The sequence below is a fragment of the Luteibacter sp. OK325 genome (genome assembly GCF_003050935.1).
In the GTDB taxonomy this organism is placed as follows: domain Bacteria; phylum Pseudomonadota; class Gammaproteobacteria; order Xanthomonadales; family Rhodanobacteraceae; genus Luteibacter.
On sequence record NZ_QAOX01000007.1, the window covers coordinates 18076 to 37733 of the forward strand.

Annotated in this window: 10 protein-coding genes; 9 read left to right on the plus strand and 1 reads right to left on the minus strand. The window is 65.4% G+C overall.

The genetic code is table 11. The features are described from left to right. Positions 1-19 precede the first annotated feature (19 nt). The 9 genes from zipA (at position 20) to treY (ending at position 19387) form a co-directional block, all read left to right on the plus strand. The gene (gene zipA, locus C8J98_RS15115) at positions 20-1096 is read left to right on the plus strand and encodes a cell division protein ZipA (RefSeq protein WP_107914025.1); all 1077 of its coding nucleotides are present in this window, start codon (positions 20-22) and stop codon (positions 1094-1096) included. Beyond that, entirely contained in the window at positions 1097-1735 is a 639-nt protein-coding gene (locus C8J98_RS15120) for an FMN-binding negative transcriptional regulator (protein ID WP_107914026.1), read from the plus strand. A gap of 322 nt (positions 1736-2057) precedes the next feature. After that, positions 2058-5330: a maltotransferase domain-containing protein gene (locus C8J98_RS15125; RefSeq protein WP_199229930.1), complete on the plus strand. Its 3273-nt coding sequence runs from the start codon at positions 2058-2060 to the stop codon at positions 5328-5330. 3 nt (positions 5331-5333) lie between these two features. Then, on the plus strand, positions 5334-8651 hold the full coding sequence (gene treS, locus C8J98_RS15130; RefSeq protein WP_107914028.1) for a maltose alpha-D-glucosyltransferase: 3318 nt from the start codon (positions 5334-5336) through the stop codon (positions 8649-8651). Between the two features lie 50 nt (positions 8652-8701). Further along, a complete protein-coding gene (glgB, locus tag C8J98_RS15135; protein WP_233260256.1) occupies positions 8702-10834 on the plus strand; it encodes a 1,4-alpha-glucan branching protein GlgB in 2133 nt (710 codons plus the stop codon). Between the two features lie 11 nt (positions 10835-10845). Continuing rightward, positions 10846-12954, plus strand: a complete 2109-nt coding sequence (gene glgX, locus C8J98_RS15140) for a glycogen debranching protein GlgX (RefSeq protein ID WP_107914029.1) — start codon at positions 10846-10848, stop codon at positions 12952-12954. Further along, positions 12951-14702 carry a malto-oligosyltrehalose trehalohydrolase gene (treZ, locus tag C8J98_RS15145; protein WP_107914030.1) on the plus strand — a complete coding sequence of 584 codons (1752 nt, stop codon included), beginning with the start codon at positions 12951-12953 and terminating at the stop codon, positions 14700-14702. The genes glgX and treZ overlap by 4 nt, the downstream gene beginning before the upstream one ends. Before the next feature lie 3 nt (positions 14703-14705). After that, positions 14706-16784, plus strand: a complete 2079-nt coding sequence (gene malQ / locus C8J98_RS15150; RefSeq protein ID WP_107914031.1) for a 4-alpha-glucanotransferase — start codon at positions 14706-14708, stop codon at positions 16782-16784. Further along, the gene (gene treY / locus C8J98_RS15155) at positions 16781-19387 is read left to right on the plus strand and encodes a malto-oligosyltrehalose synthase (RefSeq protein ID WP_107914032.1); all 2607 of its coding nucleotides are present in this window, start codon (positions 16781-16783) and stop codon (positions 19385-19387) included. Before malQ ends, treY begins: the two co-directional genes overlap by 4 nt. On the opposite strand, the gene C8J98_RS15160 is transcribed toward treY, so the two are convergent. Next, a complete protein-coding gene (locus tag C8J98_RS15160) occupies positions 19384-19644 on the minus strand; it encodes an acyl-CoA-binding protein (protein WP_107914271.1) in 261 nt (86 codons plus the stop codon). The two genes, treY and C8J98_RS15160, sit on opposite strands and share 4 nt — an antisense overlap. Positions 19645-19658 lie beyond the last annotated feature (14 nt).

The window sequence follows — 19658 nt, forward strand, 5'->3', positions numbered from 1 at the left end:
CTAAACAAGGAATCGAAGCATGAATCCCGTCATCGGCCTCGCCTGGAACCCCGCAGTAGGCATCCCGATGCTCTTCGTCGGCATCGTCGTCCTTGTGCTGATCTGGCTGTTCGGCCAGCCGCGCAAGGAGCAGCAGGGCCGCCGCAAGCCCATGCCGGAGGCGCAGGAGCGTTCGCGCGAGCGGCGCGAGCCGGTGTTCAACGACAACGGTGACGAAGGCGGCGAAGCCGGCGGCGAATCCTTCAGCGCGCGGGACGATCGTACGTACGACACCCGCGACGACCGCGAATTCAGCGCCCGCGACGACGACGCCAACGACCCGCTGTTCCGCCCATCGCCCAAGCAGGGCGAGCTGGACGTGGATCTGCGCGCCGAACTGGAGCGCCTCGGCACCTCGCTTTCCGGCGATCGTGGGGCGATTCGTCCGCCGGAGGCTCGCGATGAGCCGGTCGCGCCGGCTGCTCCGCAACATCCGTCGCAGCAGCGCATCGAGCCGCGTATCGACCTGCCGTTCGAGCTCGACGAGCCCGTTGCCGCGGCTCCTGCGCCGGTGCGCCCACCCGTAGCCGCGCCGGCACCGGTCCCGGCGCCCGCACCGCCGCCCAAGGCCCCGCCGCGCTCGGATCTCGGTCGCCGTCCGTCGCACGCGCCGGTGGAGCGTATCGTCAGCCTTTACGTGGTCGCTCGCGAAGGTAGCAAGTTCCACGGCTCCGACCTGGTCGTCGCCGCTGAGAAGGCTGGCCTCGAATTCGGCGACATGGGTATCTATCACCGCCTGGTCGACGGTCATCCGGAGCAGGGTCCGATCTTCAGCGTGGCCAACCTGACCAAGCCGGGTAACTTCGACATGGGCCGCATCGCCACGCTGCAGACCTCGGGCCTGTCGTTCTTCATGGCCCTGCCGGGCCCGGCACCTGCGTTGGACGCCTGGGATGCCATGCTGCCGACGGCGCAGCGACTGGCTGAGTTGCTCGACGGGCTGGTCCTCGACGAGGAGCGCAATGCGCTCGGCCGCCAGCGCATCGCCCATATCCGCGACGAACTGCGCGGTTGGGACCGCGGCCACGAAGGCGAAGAGATCAAGTTCGGCCAGTAAATGTATACGCCGAAGTCCTTCGTCGAATCCCGCCTGCCCGTGTTGCACGAGGCGATCCGCTCGATCGCCTTCGGCACCCTGGTCACGGCGGGCGAGGGCGGCATCGAGGCAAGTCACCTGCCGTTCGTCCTCGTCCCGGATGAAGGCCCGTTCGGAACGCTGTACGCCCACGTGGCCAGGCCCAACAACCACGTGAGCCGCCACGCCGGCGAGGTGCTGTCGATCTTCGCCGGCGCCCATGCCTACATCTCGCCGAACGGCTACCCCGGCAAGGCCACGCATCACCGCGAAGTGCCGACATGGAACTACATTGCCGTCCATGCCTATGGGCGCATCGAAACCTATGACGACCCCGTACGCCTGCGCGCGCATCTGGTCAGCCTGACCAACCAGTCCGAACACGCCGCCAACCAGCCGGTTCCCTGGCAGGTCGACGACGCCCCGGACGACTACGTCGCCGCCAACCTCCGCGCCATCATCGGCATCCGCCTGCCCATCGACCGCATCGAAGGCAAATGGAAGCTCGGCCAGAACCGGCCGGTCGAAGACCGCCTCGGCGCGGCGGCATTGCTCGCCGAACGGCCTGGCGATGACGAGCAGGCGATTGCCCGTGCGATGCGGGACAGCACAAACGGATAGCTCGCGACGCGAGCTCATGCCTACCATTGTAGGAGCCGGCTGCGCCGGCGAAGCCTCAACAGTGATCTCGCGAATGAGGCGTTGATTCGCATTATGCAGGCGTTCACTCGCTCGCAAGATCACCTCGCGGCTTCATTCGCGTACCGGACAGCCTGAGGGTTCGCCGCTGAAGCGGCTCCCACACACCGCAAAAACCCACGCGTTCACATTGCCGCAACACCCGTCTGCGTCACTGTGAATGCCTTCGCGTGTCCGGGTCCATTGGCACGACGCATACATCCGACCCGGCATGCTCGTTCCAACCCCGAGGAACACGAGAGACATGTCGGCAAGCATGCGTGCGCCCCTTTGTATCTACTACCTGCATCCGTTGCTTGCAGGGCCGATGACCGCGTGGAACGCCTGGATCGAGCATGCGGCCTCGCTGGGCTTCCGCCAGCTGCTGATCGCGCCGCCGTTCGAGGCCTCGGCCTGCGGCGACGTCTTTGTCACGCGGGACTTCGACCGGCTCAACCCCGCCCTCGCCGCCGACGGCGACGCCACGACGCGACTGGGCCAGATCGCCAAGGCCTGCCGTGCGCAGCATATGGAGCTGTGGCTCGACCTGCCGCTGGACGAACTGGCCTCGGACTCGCCGGTGCGCAGCGAGCATCCTGGCTGGTTTCGCGCGATTGCGGTCGAACACGGCACGCCGGACCCCCGTTGGACGCCGAGCGAAAGCGATAGCGCCCGCTGGCGCCTGAACGATCCGGCCGTCGCCGACGCCGCCACGCAATGGTGGATCGAGCGTCTTCGCCGTTGGGCTGCGGCCGGCGTGGCCGGCTTTCGCCTGATGCATCCGCAGCGACTTCCCGCATCGCAGTGGAAGACCCTGATCGACGCGGTGCACGAGGCGACCCCCGAGGTCGGTTTCCTGGCCTGGACGCCGGGCAGCGCCCCGGAAGACCTGACGGCGATGCGCGGCGCGGGCTTCGATGCCGTGGTCTCCTCGGCAAACTGGTGGGACTTTCGCTCACCCTGGTTCGCCGAGGAAGCCGTTCGCCTGCAGGCGATTGCGCCCGCGCTGGCCTGTACCGAACAACCGTTCGCCACGCGGCTGGGCGATGAACTGGGCGAAGAGAACCAGCTCGATCACGCCTACCGTCGGGCCATCGCCTTCGCCGCCATCGCGCCTGCCGGCTGGATGATGCCGGTCGGCTTCGAGTACGCCGCGCACGACGCGCTCGATCCGCGGCGTGGCCATGCGATCACTCCCGCCGAGCTGGCATCGGTGGCAGTGCTGGACGTAACCGCGACCGTCAAGGCCGCCAACGCTGCCATCGGCGAACACGTCGGCAGCGTTCCGACCATCGTCACGCGAAAGGGCATCGCCGCCTTCCTCACCGTGGACGGCGCGGATGCGCGCACGGCGCCGCGCGCCACGCTCACCCTGGTCAACGCATCGCTCGATCGCGAGGCACCGCTGACCGCTGACGACGCCTTGATCGGCGACGCCTCCCACTTCGGTCCCTGGACCACGCCCGATGGCCGCAAGGTGTTCGATGAAGGTGACGGCGTCGTATTGCATCCGGGTGCCGTGCTGACGCTGACCGCCCATGCCGGCACGCCGGTGAAACGCAAGATCGGCGCCTCCGCCCATAAGGAATTCATGCAGTCAGCTACCAAAGCCCCTCGCGTCGTCATAGAAGCCGTCCAGCCCACCGTGGACGGCGGTCGGTTTCCCGCCAAACGGATCGTCGGGCAGGCCATCGATGTCACCGCCGATATCTTCATGGATGGCCACGATGTACTCGCCGCGCGTCTGCGCTACCGCGCGCTGGACGAAAAGACCTGGCGCGAAGTCGTGCTCGAGCCGGTGAACAACGACATCCACTCGGCGCGCTTCACGCCTATACGCATGGGTCGCTACGAGTTCCGGATCGAAGCCTGGCGCGATCCGTTCGGCAGCTATCGCCACGAACTCGAGGTGAAGCACGAGGCCAACGTTCCCGTGGAACTCGAGCTGGAGGAAGGCAGGCTTCTGGTCGAAGCACGCGCGAAGGATGCCTCGGGCGCGAAGGCGAAGGGTTTGCGCAGCCTCGCTGCGGCCGTGGCCAAAGCCGAAGGCGACGAGCGGCTGGAGCTCCTGCTTGCCGATAGCACGCTGGAACTGATGACCGTGACCGACCCGCGCGTTCGTTCGACGGTCACTGACTCGTTCCAGCTCGAGGTAGATCGACGCGAGGCCGGTTTCGCCAGCTGGTACGAACTGTTCCCGCGTTCGATGACCCAGGACAAGACGAAGCACGGCACGTTCCGCAGCACCATCGCACGCCTGCCTGCCGTTCGCGACATGGGCTTCGATGTGCTCTATTTCCCGCCGATCCATCCTATCGGCACGGCCTTCCGCAAGGGGCCGAACAATACGTTGACGCCGGGTCCCGACGACCCGGGCAGTCCCTATGCGATCGGCTCGCCGGACGGTGGCCATACCGCCATCCATCCACAGTTGGGCACCCTCGACGACTTCCGCGCGCTGCGCGATGCCGCTCGCGAGCACGGCCTCGAACTGGCGCTCGACTTCGCCATTCAGTGTTCGCAGGACCACCCCTGGCTGAAAGAACATCCGGAATGGTTCGACTGGCGACCTGACGGCAGTATCCGTTATGCGGAGAACCCGCCGAAAAAGTACCAGGACATCGTCAATGTCGACTTCTATGCCGACGGGGCGGTGCCTTCGCTGTGGCAGGCGCTATGCGACGTCGTGCTTTTCTGGGCCAACGAAGGCATCCGCACGTTCCGCGTCGACAACCCACACACCAAGCCATTCCCGTTCTGGGAATGGATGATCGCGAGGGTCCGCGCGAAGTATCCCGACGCGCTGTTCCTGTCCGAAGCGTTTACCCGCCCCAAGCCGATGTACCGCCTGGCCAAAGTGGGTTTCAGCCAGTCGTACACGTACTTCACCTGGCGCAATTCGAAGCAGGAGTTCATCGACTACCTGACTGAGTTGACGACCACGCCGCCGAAGGATTTCTTCCGGCCGAATTTCTTCGTCAATACGCCGGATATCGATCCGTACTTCCTGCAGACCTCGGGCCGGCCGGGATTTCTCATCCGTGCGGCGTTGGCGGCGACATTGTCCGGGCTGTGGGGCATGTATTCCGGCTTCGAGATCTGCGAAGCCGCGCCCATGCCGGGCAGGGAGGAGTACCTGGATTCGGAGAAGTACGAGATTCGCGTCCGCGACTTCAACGCACCAGGCAATATCGTTGCCGAGATCACCCGGCTGAATGCCATTCGTCGCGCGCATCCCGCATTGCAGAGTCATCTGGGAGTGCGTTTCCTGCCAGCAAACAACGCGCAGGTGCTCTTCTTTGAAAAGCGCTCGGGCGACGACGTGGTGCTGGTGGCCATCAGCATGGATCCGCACAACGCCCAGGCCGCCGACCTCTCCTTACCGCTGGGCGACTGGGGCTACGCCCCTGACGCCCCGCTTGATATCCACGACCTGCTTCATAACCAACCCATCGCCTGGCGCGGCGCCAACCAGCATGTGTGGCTCGGCCTCGGTCAGCCGTATGCGGTCTGGCACGTGCGTCTACCCGGAGTCTGATCCATGGCTACACGCGCCAAAGCAAAGAAACAGGCTGCCGCTCCGGATTTCTCGAGCGACCCGCTCTGGTACAAGGACGCCATCATCTACCAGGTGCATCTGAAGTCGTACTTCGACTCCAACGACGACGGTGTCGGTGACTTCCAGGGCCTGATCGAGAAGCTCGACTACATCGCGGAGCTTGGCGTGAATACGCTATGGCTTCTGCCTTTCTATCCGAGCCCGCGGCGCGACGATGGCTACGACATCGCCGAGTACAAGGCGGTGCACGAGGACTACGGCAAGCTCGCCGATGTGAAGCGTTTCATTAACGAGGCGCATGCACGCGGCTTGCGTGTGATCACCGAGCTGGTCATCAATCATACGTCAGACCAGCACGCCTGGTTCCAGCGCGCACGCACGGCGAAGGCGGGGTCGGCGGCGCGTAATTTCTACGTCTGGTCCGACACCGACCAGGCCTACGACGGTACGCGCATCATCTTCCTGGACACCGAGAAGTCCAACTGGACCTGGGATCCGGTGGCGGGGCAGTACTTCTGGCATCGCTTCTTCTCGCACCAGCCGGATCTGAACTTCGATAACCCGGCCGTGCTCAAGGCCGTGCTCGACGTCATGCGCTTCTGGCTGGACATGGGTGTGGACGGTCTGCGCCTGGACGCGGTGCCCTACCTGATCGAACGGGAAGGGACGAACAACGAGAACCTGCCCGAGACGCACGACATCCTCAAGGTGATGCGCGCGGAAATCGACCAGCACTATCCGGATCGCATGCTCCTGGCCGAGGCCAACCAGTGGCCGGAAGATACGCAGGACTATTTCGGCAACGGCGACGAATGCCACATGGCCTTCCATTTTCCGCTGATGCCGCGCATGTACATGGCGATCGCGCGCGAAGACCGCTTCCCGATAACCGACATCATGCGGCAGACTCCGGCGATCCCCGAAAACTGCCAGTGGGCGATCTTCCTGCGCAACCACGATGAGCTCACGCTCGAAATGGTGACCGATAACGAGCGCGACTATCTGTGGCAGACCTACGCCGCCGACAAACGCGCGCGTATCAACCTCGGTATCCGTCGCCGTCTTGCTCCTCTGCTCGAACGTGACCGCCGTCGTATCGAGCTGATGAACGCGTTGCTGTTGTCGATGCCCGGCACGCCGGTCCTGTACTACGGCGACGAGATCGGTATGGGCGACAACATCCATCTCGGCGACCGCGACGGCGTGCGTACGCCGATGCAGTGGTCGGTGGATCGTAACGGCGGCTTCTCTCGCGCCGATCCCGCCAGCCTCGTGTTGCCACCGATCATGGATCCGCTGTACGGCTACCAGGCGATCAATGTCGAGGCGCAGTCGCGCGACCCGCATTCGCTGCTGAACTGGACACGGCGCATGCTCGCCGTGCGCAAGCGTTACAAGGCGTTCGGCCGCGGCACGCTCAAGTTCCTTTACCCCGGTAATCGCAAGGTCCTTGCCTACCTGCGTGAGTTCGAGGGCGAACACGTGTTGTGCGTGGCGAATATGTCGCGCTCCCTGCAGGCCGTCGAGCTGGAGCTCGCCTCGTTCGATGGCCAGGTGCCGATCGAGATCATGGGTGGCTCGTCGTTCCCTCCCGTGGGACAGCTGCCTTACCTGTTGACCGTGCCGCCGTACGGCTTCTATGCCTTCCAGATCTGCCCGAACGCGCAGATGCCGGAATGGCACGAAGTACCCGCCGAGCCACTGCCGGACTACGAGACCCTGGTGGTTCGTGGGGCGCTGGTCGAAGGCCCGGTGATGGCGCATCACCGGGGTGTCATCGAAAAGCAGGTGCTGCCGACCTACCTGGCTGTGCGCCGTTGGTTCGCGTCGAAGGACCGCGGCATCGAGTCGGTGAAGATCCTTTACGCCGTGCCCTGGCCCGATCGCAGTGACGACGTGATATTTACGGAAGTCGAGGCGACGCTTGCCGACGGTGGGACAGAGCGCTACAGCCTGCCAGTCGGCATCGTCTGGGAAGATGAAAGTCCAACGGCGCGCCAGCAGCAGCTTACGCTCGCACGCGTGCGTCGCGGTCGCCGGATCGGCGTGCTGACGGACGGCTTCTCGCTTGATGCCTTTGCTTCCGGCCTGCTGATCGGCTTGCGCAACGAGATTGAACTGTCGGTACACAACGGCTTCGTCCGTTTCGAACGCACCGACGCCTTCGATCCCGATGCATTTTCGAGTGAGGTCGAGAATCGCTGGATGACCGCCGAGCAGTCGAACAGCTCGATGATCCTGCACGAGCAGGGCGTTTTAAAACTGTTCCGGCGTACCTCGGCCGGGATCAATCCCGAAGTCGAGATGGGTCGGTTCCTTACCGACAACGGTTACGCGAACACATCGCCCCTGCTCGGCGAAGTGGTCCGCGTGGATGAGCACGGTGATCGCACGACGATCGCCGTGCTGCAGGGTTTCCTGCGCAACCAGGGTGATGCATGGCGCTGGACGCTGGACTTTCTGCGTCGCAGCTACGACGAGTACAGCCACTCGAGCGATGACGAACGGCGTGCGGAAATCGAAGGCGGCTACGATGCCTTTGCCGCGGCCGTAGGTACGCGCCTGGCTGAATTGCATGCGTTGCTGGCTCGCCCGTCGGAGTTCCCGGCATTCGATCCGGAGACGGCAACCGACGCGGTGGCCCACGCATGGCGCGACAGCGTGCGTGAACAGGTCACTCGTGCGTTGCGTTCGCTCGACCATGCCATGGACGTTTCCGACTTCGTTCACGCCGAGATCGAAGCACTGCATGGCCTGGCTGCGGCGCTGGATCAGCGTATCGGTGACCTGGCGAAGGCAGGCAAGGGCGCACTGCTCACCCGCACCCACGGTGACTTCCACCTGGGCCAGATCCTCGTGGTCCAGGATGATGCGTACATCATCGACTTCGAAGGCGAGCCGTCGCGCCCGCTGGAGGAGCGGCGCGGCAAGCACACGCCGCTGCGCGACGTCGCGGGTTTCCTGCGTTCGCTGCACTACGCGGCCGCCATGGCCCGGCGCGGCGAAGACGGTCTGGCACCGGTTGAGGACGAAGGTTTCGGCCACTACCTCACCCGTTTCCGCGAGCGTTCCTCGAAGGTCTTCCTGGAGGCCTACCGGAGCGTGCTCGATGCGGCGCCCGCGCGCTGGGTCGATGCAGGCGCGCTCGCGCCGCTGCTGGAACTCTTCATCATCGAGAAGGCGGCCTACGAGGTCAGCTACGAAGCCGCGAACCGGCCGGGCTGGCTCGACGTGCCATTGCGCGGCCTGCTGCACGCGGCCCGTGGCGATACCGCCACCGAACTGAAGGAGGATACGTGACCGAAGCACGTAACTACGGCCTTGGCGATAGCGCTGCGGTCGCCGCGTTGGTGGAGGGCCGTCACGGCGACCCCTTCGCCTTGCTTGGACCGCATACGGTCGACGGACGGCGCGTCGTGCGCACCCTGCAGCCCGGCGCCCTGGGCGTCGAGCTGATCGACGCGAGGGGTCTGCCGGTAGCGGAGCTGCGACGCGTTCACGACGGCGGCCTGTTTGCCGGTATCGCTCCGGACGATGCCGCCTATCGCCTGCGCGTTCGCTGGTCCGGCGCAAGCCACGACACGCATGACCCCTATGCCTTCGGCACCTTGCTGGCCGACGACGATCTGGCGCGCATGGCCGACGGCAGCCATGTTGAATTGTTTCGCGTGCTCGGTGCTCATCCGGTCACGCTCGACCGCGTGCATGGGGTGCGCTTCGCCGTATGGGCGCCGAATGCGCAGCGGGTGAGTGTGGTTGGCGACTTCAACAGCTGGGACGGTCGCCGACACCCGATGCGTAAACGCGTGCCGTCCGGTGTGTGGGAGCTTTTCGTGCCGGGGCTGCTTGCCGGTGCGCGATACAAGTATGAGATCTGGGGCGCCGACGGCTCGCTCACCCAGCGGGCCGATCCCGTGGCGCTGGCGGCGGAGCTACCGCCGGCGACGGCGTCCATCGTGGCCGACCCGACCGCCTTCCACTGGACCGACGGAGACTGGTTGCGCAGGCGCGGCGCGTTGCACCATGCCGGTTCACCGCTGTCGATCTACGAACTGCATGCCGGTTCGTGGCTGCGCGGCAAGAATAACGAAGAGCTGCACTGGGACGATATCGGTGAGCGACTGATCCCTTATGTCGCCGGCATGGGGTTCACCCATATCGAGCTGCTGCCGATTTCGGAGCATCCGTTCGGCGGCTCGTGGGGTTACCAGCCACTGGGCCAGTTTGCCCCGACCTCGCGCTTTGGCACGCCCGAAGCCTTCGCGCGTTTTGTCGACCGCTGTCACGAGGCGGGTGTGGGTGTGATCGTCGACTGGGTGCCCGCGCATTTTCCGACCGATATCCACGGCCTGGCGCACTTCGACGGCACACCGCTCTATGAGCATGCGGACCCGCGTGAAGGCTTCCATCAGGACTGGAATACGCTGATCTTCAACCTCGGCCGTAATGAGGTCTCGGGCTTTCTTGTCGCCAGCGCGCTGGCGTGGCTCGAACGGTTCCATGTCGATGGCCTGCGCGTGGACGCTGTCGCATCGATGCTCTACCGGGATTACAGCCGCAAGCACGGCGAATGGGTGCCCAACAAGTACGGTGGCCGCGAGAACCTGGAGTCCATCGACTTCCTGCGCCGCGTGAATCAGCTCGTCGCCGAGCGGCATCCGGATTGCATGACCATCGCCGAGGAATCCACGGCCTGGCCGGGCGTCACCCAGCCGGTGGATCAGGGCGGCCTCGGTTTCACCTTCAAGTGGAACATGGGCTGGATGCACGACTCGCTCGACTTCATGACCCACGACCCGATTCATCGTCGATGGCACCATGGCGAGATGACCTTCAGCATGGTCTATGCGTATTCGGAGAAGTTCGTGCTTCCGCTGTCGCACGACGAAGTGGTGCACGGCAAGCGCTCGCTGCTCGGCCGCATGCCGGGCGACGAATGGCAGAAGTTCGCCAACCTGCGCGCCTACTACGGTTTCATGTGGGGGCACCCCGGTAAGAAGCTGCTGTTCACCGGTGGCGAAATTGCCCAGCCGCGCGAATGGAACCACGACGCCCAGATCGCCTGGGAGCTGCTCGACCATCCGCTGCACCTGGGTGTGCAGAAACTGGTACGCGATCTCAACCAGTTGTACGCGAACACACCGGCGCTCCACGCCTGGGATTCGGACCCGCGTGGCTTCCGCTGGGTCATCGGCGACGATGCCGAGCAAAGCGTGTTCGCCTGGTTGCGCATGGCCGACGGTGGGCGCACCGTATTGGTGGTGAGCAACATGACGCCGACACCACGGCACAGCTTCCGCATTGGCGTACCCGAAGGGGGGCGCTGGCGTGAGGCGCTGAACTCCGACGCCACCGAGTACGGCGGGTCGGGTGTCGGCAACGAAGGCGAACGCCACGCCCAGGCGGTGCGCGCGCAGGGCTTCGAGCAATCGCTGGTGCTGAGCCTGCCGCCGCTATCCACGGTCATGTTCGTGGCCGACTGACGAGGATCTCGATGCCTGCACTTCCCGAACGCATGCAGTCCGGTACGCCGTACCCCCTGGGTGCGACCTGCGACGGCATGGGTACCAACTTCGCGGTGTTCTCCGCCCATGCGGAGCGCATCGAGTTGTGCCTGTTCGATCCCTCCGGCAAGCGCGAGATCGCGCGTTACGAACTGCCCGAGTGCACCGACGAAACCTGGCACGGTTATCTTCCACGCGTCCGCGGTGGCACCTTATACGGATTCCGCGCGTACGGACCTTATGATCCCGAAGAAGGGCATCGGTTCAATCCGAACAAGCTCCTGCTCGATCCGTATGCACGCCTGTTACATGGCCAGGTGCGGTGGTCGGACGCCTTGCACGGCTACCGCGTTTCCTCACCACGTGCCGATCTCTCGTTCGACCGGCGCGACAGCGCCGTCGCCATGCCCAAGGCGGTCGTGGTCGACGAGCCGATGCACTGGACGGGCGGCAACCGGCCGCATACGCCGTGGAACGAGACGATCATCTACGAGACGCACCTGCGGGGCTTCACGCGTACGCTCAAGCGCATTCGCCAGAACGAGCGCGGCACCTTCATCGCCCTGGCCGACCCCTATGTCATCGACTACCTGGTCAAGCTCGGCATCACCGCCGTGGAGTTGCTGCCCGTACACGCCTTCGTGCAGGACCGCCGCCTCACCGAGATGAAGCTGCGCAACTATTGGGGCTATAACACGTTGGCCTTCTTCGCTCCCGAACCGGGTTACATGGCCGAAGGTGCGCTTAACGAGATACGTGCAGCCGTGCAGGCACTGCACGCCGCCGGCATCGAAGTCATCCTGGACGTGGTTTACAACCATACCTGCGAGGGTAGCGAGCTGGGCACGACCATGTCATTCCGCGGCCTGGACAACAAGAGCTACTACCGGCTGATGGCGGACAACCCGCGTTATTGCATCAACGACACCGGCACCGGCAATACGGTTAACACGGCACACCCGCGGGTGATCCAGCTGGTGATGGATTCCCTGCGCTACTGGGTGCAGACCTTCCACATCGATGGCTTCCGTTTCGACCTCGGGGTGAGTCTGGGGCGCGAGGAGGGTGGTTTCGATCCGTGTTGCGGCCTGTTCGACGCGATGCGGCAGGATCCGGTCCTGGCCAATGTGAAGCTGATCTCGGAACCCTGGGACATCGGTCCCGGGGGCTACCAGCTGGGCAATCATCCGCCCGGTTTCGCCGAGTGGAACGGCAAGTTCCGCGACGACATCCGCAAGTTCTGGAAAGGCGATTCGAACATGCGCGGGATTCTTGCCGGCCGCCTGCAGGCGTCAGGGGAACTGTTCGATCATCAGCGGCGCAAGCCATGGGCCTCGGTGAATTTCGTCACCGCGCACGACGGCTTCACGCTGGAAGACATGGTCAGCTACAACGACAAGCACAACGAAGCCAATGGCGAAGAGAATCGCGACGGCGGCAACGACAACGAGAGCTACAACCACGGTGTCGAAGGTCCGAGCGAAGACCCCGCCATCCGCGTGCCCCGCGACCGCGTGAAGCGCGCCATGCTCGCGACGATGTTCTTCTCGCACGGCACGCCCATGCTGTTGGGCGGTGACGAGTTTGGACGCACGCAGCAGGGCAATAACAACGCGTACTGCCAGGACAACGAACTGTCCTGGTACGACTGGAAACTTGCCACGTCCGAGCAGGGCAGGGAGCTCACCGATTTCGTGGCCCGGCTGTCCCGGCTGCGCGAGCAGCATCCCACGTTGCGTGCGAAGCACTTCCTGCGCGGCGACACGGAAGTGGCGCCCGGCATGCGCGAGGTCGCATGGTTCGACGAGAGCGGTGCGGAGATGACACAGGACACCTGGGGCTATACCGAGGGCAGGTTGCTGGCCCTGCGGCGTGCCCAGGCTTATGGCGAGAAGCGTGCCGACGTGACCCTGGTACTGATCAACGCCACCGCGGAAACCCACGTGTTCCATCTACCCCAGCCCATGGCCAGCTGGCGGCTGCGCTGCAACAGCGCGGCGCCCGCCGCCACCGAAGTCCCGTGGACGGAGCCGACCATTGCGGTGGCGGGACACAGCGTGATCCTGCTCGGCGCGATCGTCCGGACCGACCCGGCATGACCGCGCGCTACGTGCATGCCATGCCCTACGGCGCCAGGTCGCTGGGCGATGGGAATACCCGCTTCCGGTTATGGGCGCCGGATCTCGATGCGGTATCGCTCGAATGCGATACCGGGCACACCGCCGTGATGCGATCCCTCGACGACGGTTGGTTCGAATGCATCTGTCCCGCCGAAGTCGGCGTGGGCTACCGTTTTCGTGTCAACGCTTCGCTGGCTGTGCCCGATCCCGCATCGCGTCGCCAGCGCGGCGGCGATGTCCACGGCTACAGCATCATCACCGATCCGACCTCGTTTGAATGGCGCAACACGCAGTGGAACGGACGGCCCTGGCGCGAGACGGTGATCTACGAGCTCCATGTGGGCGTACTCGGTGGATTCCATGGCGTGGAGATGATCCTGCCGCACCTGGCCTCGTTGGGCGTCACGGCGATCGAGCTGATGCCGATTGCGCAATTTCCCGGTGAGCGCAACTGGGGTTACGACGGCGTGCTGCCGTATGCGCCGGCCGACGCTTATGGCTCGCCGGAAGACCTCAAGGCAATGATCGACACGGCACACGATCTCGGGCTGATGGTTTTCCTGGACGTGGTCTATAACCACTTCGGGCCCGATGGCAATTACCTCGGTGCCTATGCCTCGCGATTCTTCGACGAGGGCGTGCACACGCCCTGGGGTGCCGCCATCGGTGTCTCGTCGCCGCAGGTAGGCGACTATTTCGTTCATAACGCGTTGTACTGGATCCAGGAGTTTCGCTTCGACGGCCTTCGCTTCGATGCCGTGCACGCGATCGGCAATCCCGGCTGGTTGTCCTCGCTGGCCAGTCGCGTCCATGCGGCGGTGGGGCCCGATCGCCACGTCCATCTGATTCTCGAGAATGAGGCCAACCAGGCCAATCTGCTGGGACGCGGCCGCTTCGACGCGCAGTGGAACGACGACTTCCACAATGCGCTGCACGTGCTGCTCACCGGTGAGCGCGACGGCTACTACGCCCACTACCAGGCAGCAATGGACAAGGTTTTGCGGACCCTGCGCGAAGGCTTCGCCTTCCAGGGCGAAATGATGGGGCCGCGTCGGCGCGGTGAGCCCAGCGGGCACCTGGCACCGTCGCGCTTCGTCAATTTCCTGCAGAACCACGATCAGGTCGGCAATCGCGCCTTTGGCGATCGCCTCACCACCCTGATCGATGCCAGGACGATGGAAGCAGCCTTGACCCTGCTCCTGCTTGCCCCCTTCGTACCGATGCTCTTCATGGGCGAGGAATGGGCCAGCCGATCGCCTTTCCTGTACTTCACCGACTTCACCGACGACGACCTGCGCGACGCGGTGCGCGACGGCCGTCGCAAGGAGTTCGCCGAGTTCACCAGTTTCGGTGGCGAGGAGATTCCCGACCCGAACGACTATGACACCTTCACCGCGTCGATCCCAAAACGGGATATCGCAGACGGTGAGCATCGCCGCTTATTCATTCGTGACCTGATCGCCCTGCGCCACAAGTACGTGGCGCCTTACATCGACGACGCGCGCAGCCTCGGCGCGGTGTCTCTTGGTGAGCGTGCCTTTAGGGCGTCATGGTCGCTCGGCGGCCAGGCGCTGACCTTGTTCGTCAACCTCGGCGACACCGAAGTCACCTTCGCACAGCCACCATCGCCGTCGGCAGCGTGGCTACACGGCGACGCCGCCGAAATTGCTTCTGTATCGCGTGGCCTGCTTCCCGCATGCCGCGCGGTCGCCTGCCTGGAGTCCTGAGCCGTGAACGCCCCCCTCGACGATCGTCTCGCCCTGCTAGCGGAACAGGCCGGTGTGGACGTCTATTGGCGCGACGCGCTGGATCGTCCGCAATCCACCCCGGCCGACACGCTGCGCGCCGTCCTGCGTGCCCTCGATCTGCCTGCGGATAACGCCGACGATGTCGAGGCCAGCCTGCAGCGCATGGAACAGGAGCGCAGCGGCCGTCAGCTGCCACGGCTGCTCACGGCCGATGCGGGTGAGCGCTTCATCGTGCCGGTCGTTCCCCGCGGTCGCGTGTGGAAGCTGCTTGCCGATGACGGCACGCTGGTCAGCGAAGGCCAATTGCCCTCGGGCGAAGGTCAGCTCGATGCGCCCTCCCTCCCGGGCTACTACACGCTGTTTGTCGACGAGGACGAAGTGACGCTCGCTGTCGCGCCGCCGCGCACCTTTGGCATCGGCGACATCGCCGCCGCGCGTCGACCCTGGGGCATGGCCGTGCAGATGTCTGGCCTGCGTCGGCCAGGCGACGGTGGTATCGGCGATTTCACCGCCCTCGAGGCTTGCGCGAAGGCAGCGGCGGAAAAGGGTGCGGATGCGCTGGCCATCAGCCCCTTGCATGCCCTGTTCGCCGCGGCACCCGAGCGGTATAGCCCGTATGCGCCATCGAGTCGTCTTTTTCTCAACGGTCTGTACATCGACCCGGTGAGGACCAGTACCGCCCCGACCGTGCGCGCGGTGATCGACACGCACAATCTTCGCCAGGAACTCGCCGAACTGGAATGGCTGGAACTGATCGACTGGCCGCGCGCCGCGCGCGCACGGATGACCATACTGCGATCACTGTTTGAAAGCGCTTCGGTGGACCTGGCGCACTCCGAGCGCTTCGGCGCGTTCCGGCGCGAGCAAGGTGAACCGCTGGAGCGCCACGCGCGATTCGAAGCATTGCATGCAGACTTCAGCGCCCATGGGCGCCCGGGTGGATGGCAGGGCTGGCCCGCCGCGTTCCACGATCCGGCCAGTCGGGAGGTGGCTGCCTTCGCCCGCGAGCATTCGCGCGAAGTGGCCTTCCACGCCTGGTTGCAATGGCTCGCGAAACGAGGGCTCGAAGGCGCACAGAAGGCGGCACGCGATGCGGGCATGGCCATCGGTCTTATCGCGGACCTCGCCGTCGGCGCGGATTCGGGCGGCAGTCATGCATGGGCGCACCAGGCCGAAGTGCTCAAGGGCCTCTCCGTTGGCGCGCCGCCAGATGCGCTCAATCGGCTCGGCCAGGACTGGGGACTCACTACGTTCTCGCCGCGGGGACTACGCGATACCGGTTTCAAGGGTTTTATCGGCATGCTGCGTGCCGCGCTGGCGCATGCGGGCGGCGTGCGTATCGACCATGTGCTCGGCCTGAAGCGCTTGTGGATGGTGCCGCATGGTGCAGGTGCCACCGAAGGTGCGTACGTGCGCTATCCGCTGGCCGACATGCTTCGCCTTATCGCGCTGGAGTCCCACCTGCATCGCGCGATCGTGATCGGTGAAGATCTCGGTACGGTCCCCGCCGATTTCCGTCAGGCCATCGGCGACAAGGGCGTGCTCGGTATTCGTGTGCTCTGGTTCGAGCGCGCCGCGGACGGCGGCTTCGTCTCGCCGCATGAGTGGTCGGAGAAGGCCATGGCCACGACCAGCACGCACGACGTGCCCACGGTGGCCGGCTGGTGGAGTGGTCGCGACGTCGAGTGGCGCAAGAAGACGGGCCTGGACGATCCTGCCGTGGACGAAACCGCGCAGCGCGAGCGTGACCGCGTGCTGCTCTGGCGCGCCTTGTACGCGTCCGGCTCGGCGTGGAACGAAGAGGCACTGCCGACACCGGACGACATCTCCCCGGTGGTGGTGGCAGCCGCCAGGCATGTCGCGCTGGCACCTGCGCCGCTGGCCATTTATCCCGTCGAGGACATACTGGGCCTGCACGAGCAGCCGAATCTTCCGGGTCCCACCGATGCCATTCATCCGAACTGGCGGCGGCGCATGCCCGACTCGTCCTCACGCCTGTTCGACGGTCCGATCGCCCACGCGGTTTGCGACGTCATCGACAAAACACGGAACCGTACGTGAGCCCTCCGCGCGCACTGGCACGCCTGCAATTCCATGCGGGCTTCACACTCGACGACGCCGTCCCGGTGGTCGGCTATTATGCGCGGCTGGGCGTGAGTCATCTTTACGCTTCGCCGATCCTGCGGGCACGTGCAGGGTCCACGCATGGCTACGATGTCGTGGACTGCCACGAGGTCAACCCCGAGCTCGGCGGCGAAGATGCACTGCGCCGTCTCGTCGCCGAGCTGCGCAAGCACGGCATGAGCCTGGTTCTCGACATCGTGCCCAACCACATGGGCGTGGGCACGCAGAATGCCTGGTGGATGGATGTGCTGCGTCACGGACGCGAGAGCCGCTACGCGAATTATTTCGACATCGACTGGCAGGCGCCGGATCCGTTGTTGCGCGGTCGCGTGTTGCTGCCGATCCTCGGCGCGGGCTATGACGAGACGCTTCGCGAAGGGCATCTCCGCCTCGCGCGGCGAAAGGAAGCGTGGGTACTTCGTATCTACGACGACTACCTGCCGCTGTCACCGGTTTCGGTTGCCGGACTGGACGACGGTGCCGTCGCCGCGCACGATCCCACCCGGGACGAGGGCAGGGCGGCACTGCATGCCCTGATCGAGCGACAGCATTACCGCCTGGCGTTCTGGAAGCTCGCCAGCGACATGGTCAACTACCGGCGCTTCTTCGACATCAACGAACTCGCCGGCTTGCGTATCGAGCGAACGGCCGTCTTCGAAGACACGCACAAGACCATTTTTCGCCTTTATGCGGAAGGTCTTATTGACGGACTTCGCTGCGATCACGTCGACGGCCTCGCCGACCCGCGGCGCTATTGCCGGCAGTTGCGTCATCGCCTGGACAAACTGCGTCTGCAGCGGCCGCCCGGCGCCCCGCGTGACGGCGCTTACCTTGTGGTGGAGAAGATCCTCGCCGAGGACGAATCGCTGCGCCTGGACTGGCGTACCGACGGCACCACGGGCTATGAGTTCATGGACCAGGTCTCCGCCGTGTTGCACGACGGCGCGGGCGAAGCGCCCCTGACCGAACTCTGGCGCAAGCTCACCGGCGAGTCGGCCGACTTTGCGACGCAGGCCGTGCGCGCCCGGCGGCAGATCCTGGTCGACAGCTTCGAAGCCGAGCTGGACCGAACGGCGCGTGCCCTGTTCGCTTCGGCACGCGCCGATCGGGCGACGCGAGATGTTTCGCTGGCCGCCATCCGCCGTGTGCTGATCGAGCTGCTCGTGCATTTTCCCGTGTACCGGACCTATGCGGGCGGCGCGGGACGCGATGCCTACGACGAAGCGATTTTTGCGCGCGCTGTCGAGGGCGCGCTGCGGACGATTCGCATGGAAGACGCTGACCTGTTGCACCTGGTCGCCCAGTGGCTGGGCGGCGTGGCGCCGCGCAGCCTGCCGCCCGGCCCTGTACGGCGTGCGCGCGAGCGCGCGATCGCCATCTTCCAGCAGGCGACCTCGCCGGTGGCCGCCAAGGCGGTGGAAGATACGGCGGGGTACCGCTATGGGCGGCTGCTTTCACGCAACGAGGTTGGCGTGGATGCTGCGCAGCTGTCGATAACGACCGAAGACTTTCACGCGCGCTGCGTGGCCAGGGCGGCGACCTTGCCGCACAACCTGCTGGCCACGGCGACGCACGACCATAAGCGCGGCGAAGACCTGCGGGCACGCCTTGCCGTGCTGTCGGAAGTGGCCGAGCGCTGGGTGATCACGGTCGATCGGTGGCGCATTCGCCACGCCGACCTTCGCCAGCGCGCCGATGGGCGCATGGCGCCGTCGGCCGGCGACGAGCTGATGCTCTACCAGATGCTCGTCGGGGCCTGGCCGCTGAACCTGGCCGCGGACGATGTCGACGGACTGGAGCTGTTCGCCACGCGGATAGCCGCCTGGCAACGCAAGGCGCTCCGCGAGGCCAAGCGCTGGACGCGCTGGACTTCGCCGAACGAGCCCTATGAGGACGCCTGCGAGGATTTCCTCCGCGCGGTGCTTTCCGGCGAGGCCGCCGCCGAGTTCGCCGCCTTTGCCGGGTATATCGCCACGCCAGGCGCGGCGAACGGTCTTGCCCAGACCGTGCTGCGCCTGGCCACCCCCGGCGTCCCCGATATCTACCAGGGCACCGATTACTGGGACGTCAGCCTGGTCGACCCGGACAACCGGCGCCCGGTGGATTTCCCCGCCCGCGCGGCGTCACTGGATCGCGTCACCGCGCCGCGGGACGCGCTGGCGCACTGGCGGGACGGAACGATCAAGCAGGCGGTCATCGCCCGGCTGCTCTGGGCCAGGCGGGAGCATCCGGAACTCTTCGCCCGCGGCAGCTACCGGCCTGTGGAGATCGAGGGTCCTGCGGCGGGGCATGTGCTGGCTTTCCTCCGCGAACATCGGGGGCAGCGCCTGGTCGTCGCGGTGGCCAGGCATACGGCGCCGTGGCTGGCCGGTGCATCCGCGCCTGCGATACCCGCCGAATATTGGGCCGAAACGACCGCGGTCCTGCCCGGAGGGCGCTGGACGGGATTGCTTGCGGAGGGGGAGCTGCAGGGTGGGGTGGTGGACGTCGCCGGCTTGTTCGGCGACATGCCGGTGGCGGCCTGGTTGTCACACGGCTAGCCGCCCAGCGACCTCACCAGATCGATGTACTGGCGCATCGCGGCGTCCCGCGGCATACCCGCCAGCTTCGCCCACGCCTCGTACTTCGCCGTGCCGACGAAATCGAAGAACCCGGGCTTCTCACCCTGGAAATCACCCTCGGAACCCTGTTTGTACAGGGCATAGATCCGCAGGAGGGTGTCATTGTCCGGTCGGTGGCCGAGGCGGGTTATGTCCAGGGAAGCCTGCTCGAACTGGCTCTGGAGGTCGTCGGACATGGAGCTGGTAACCC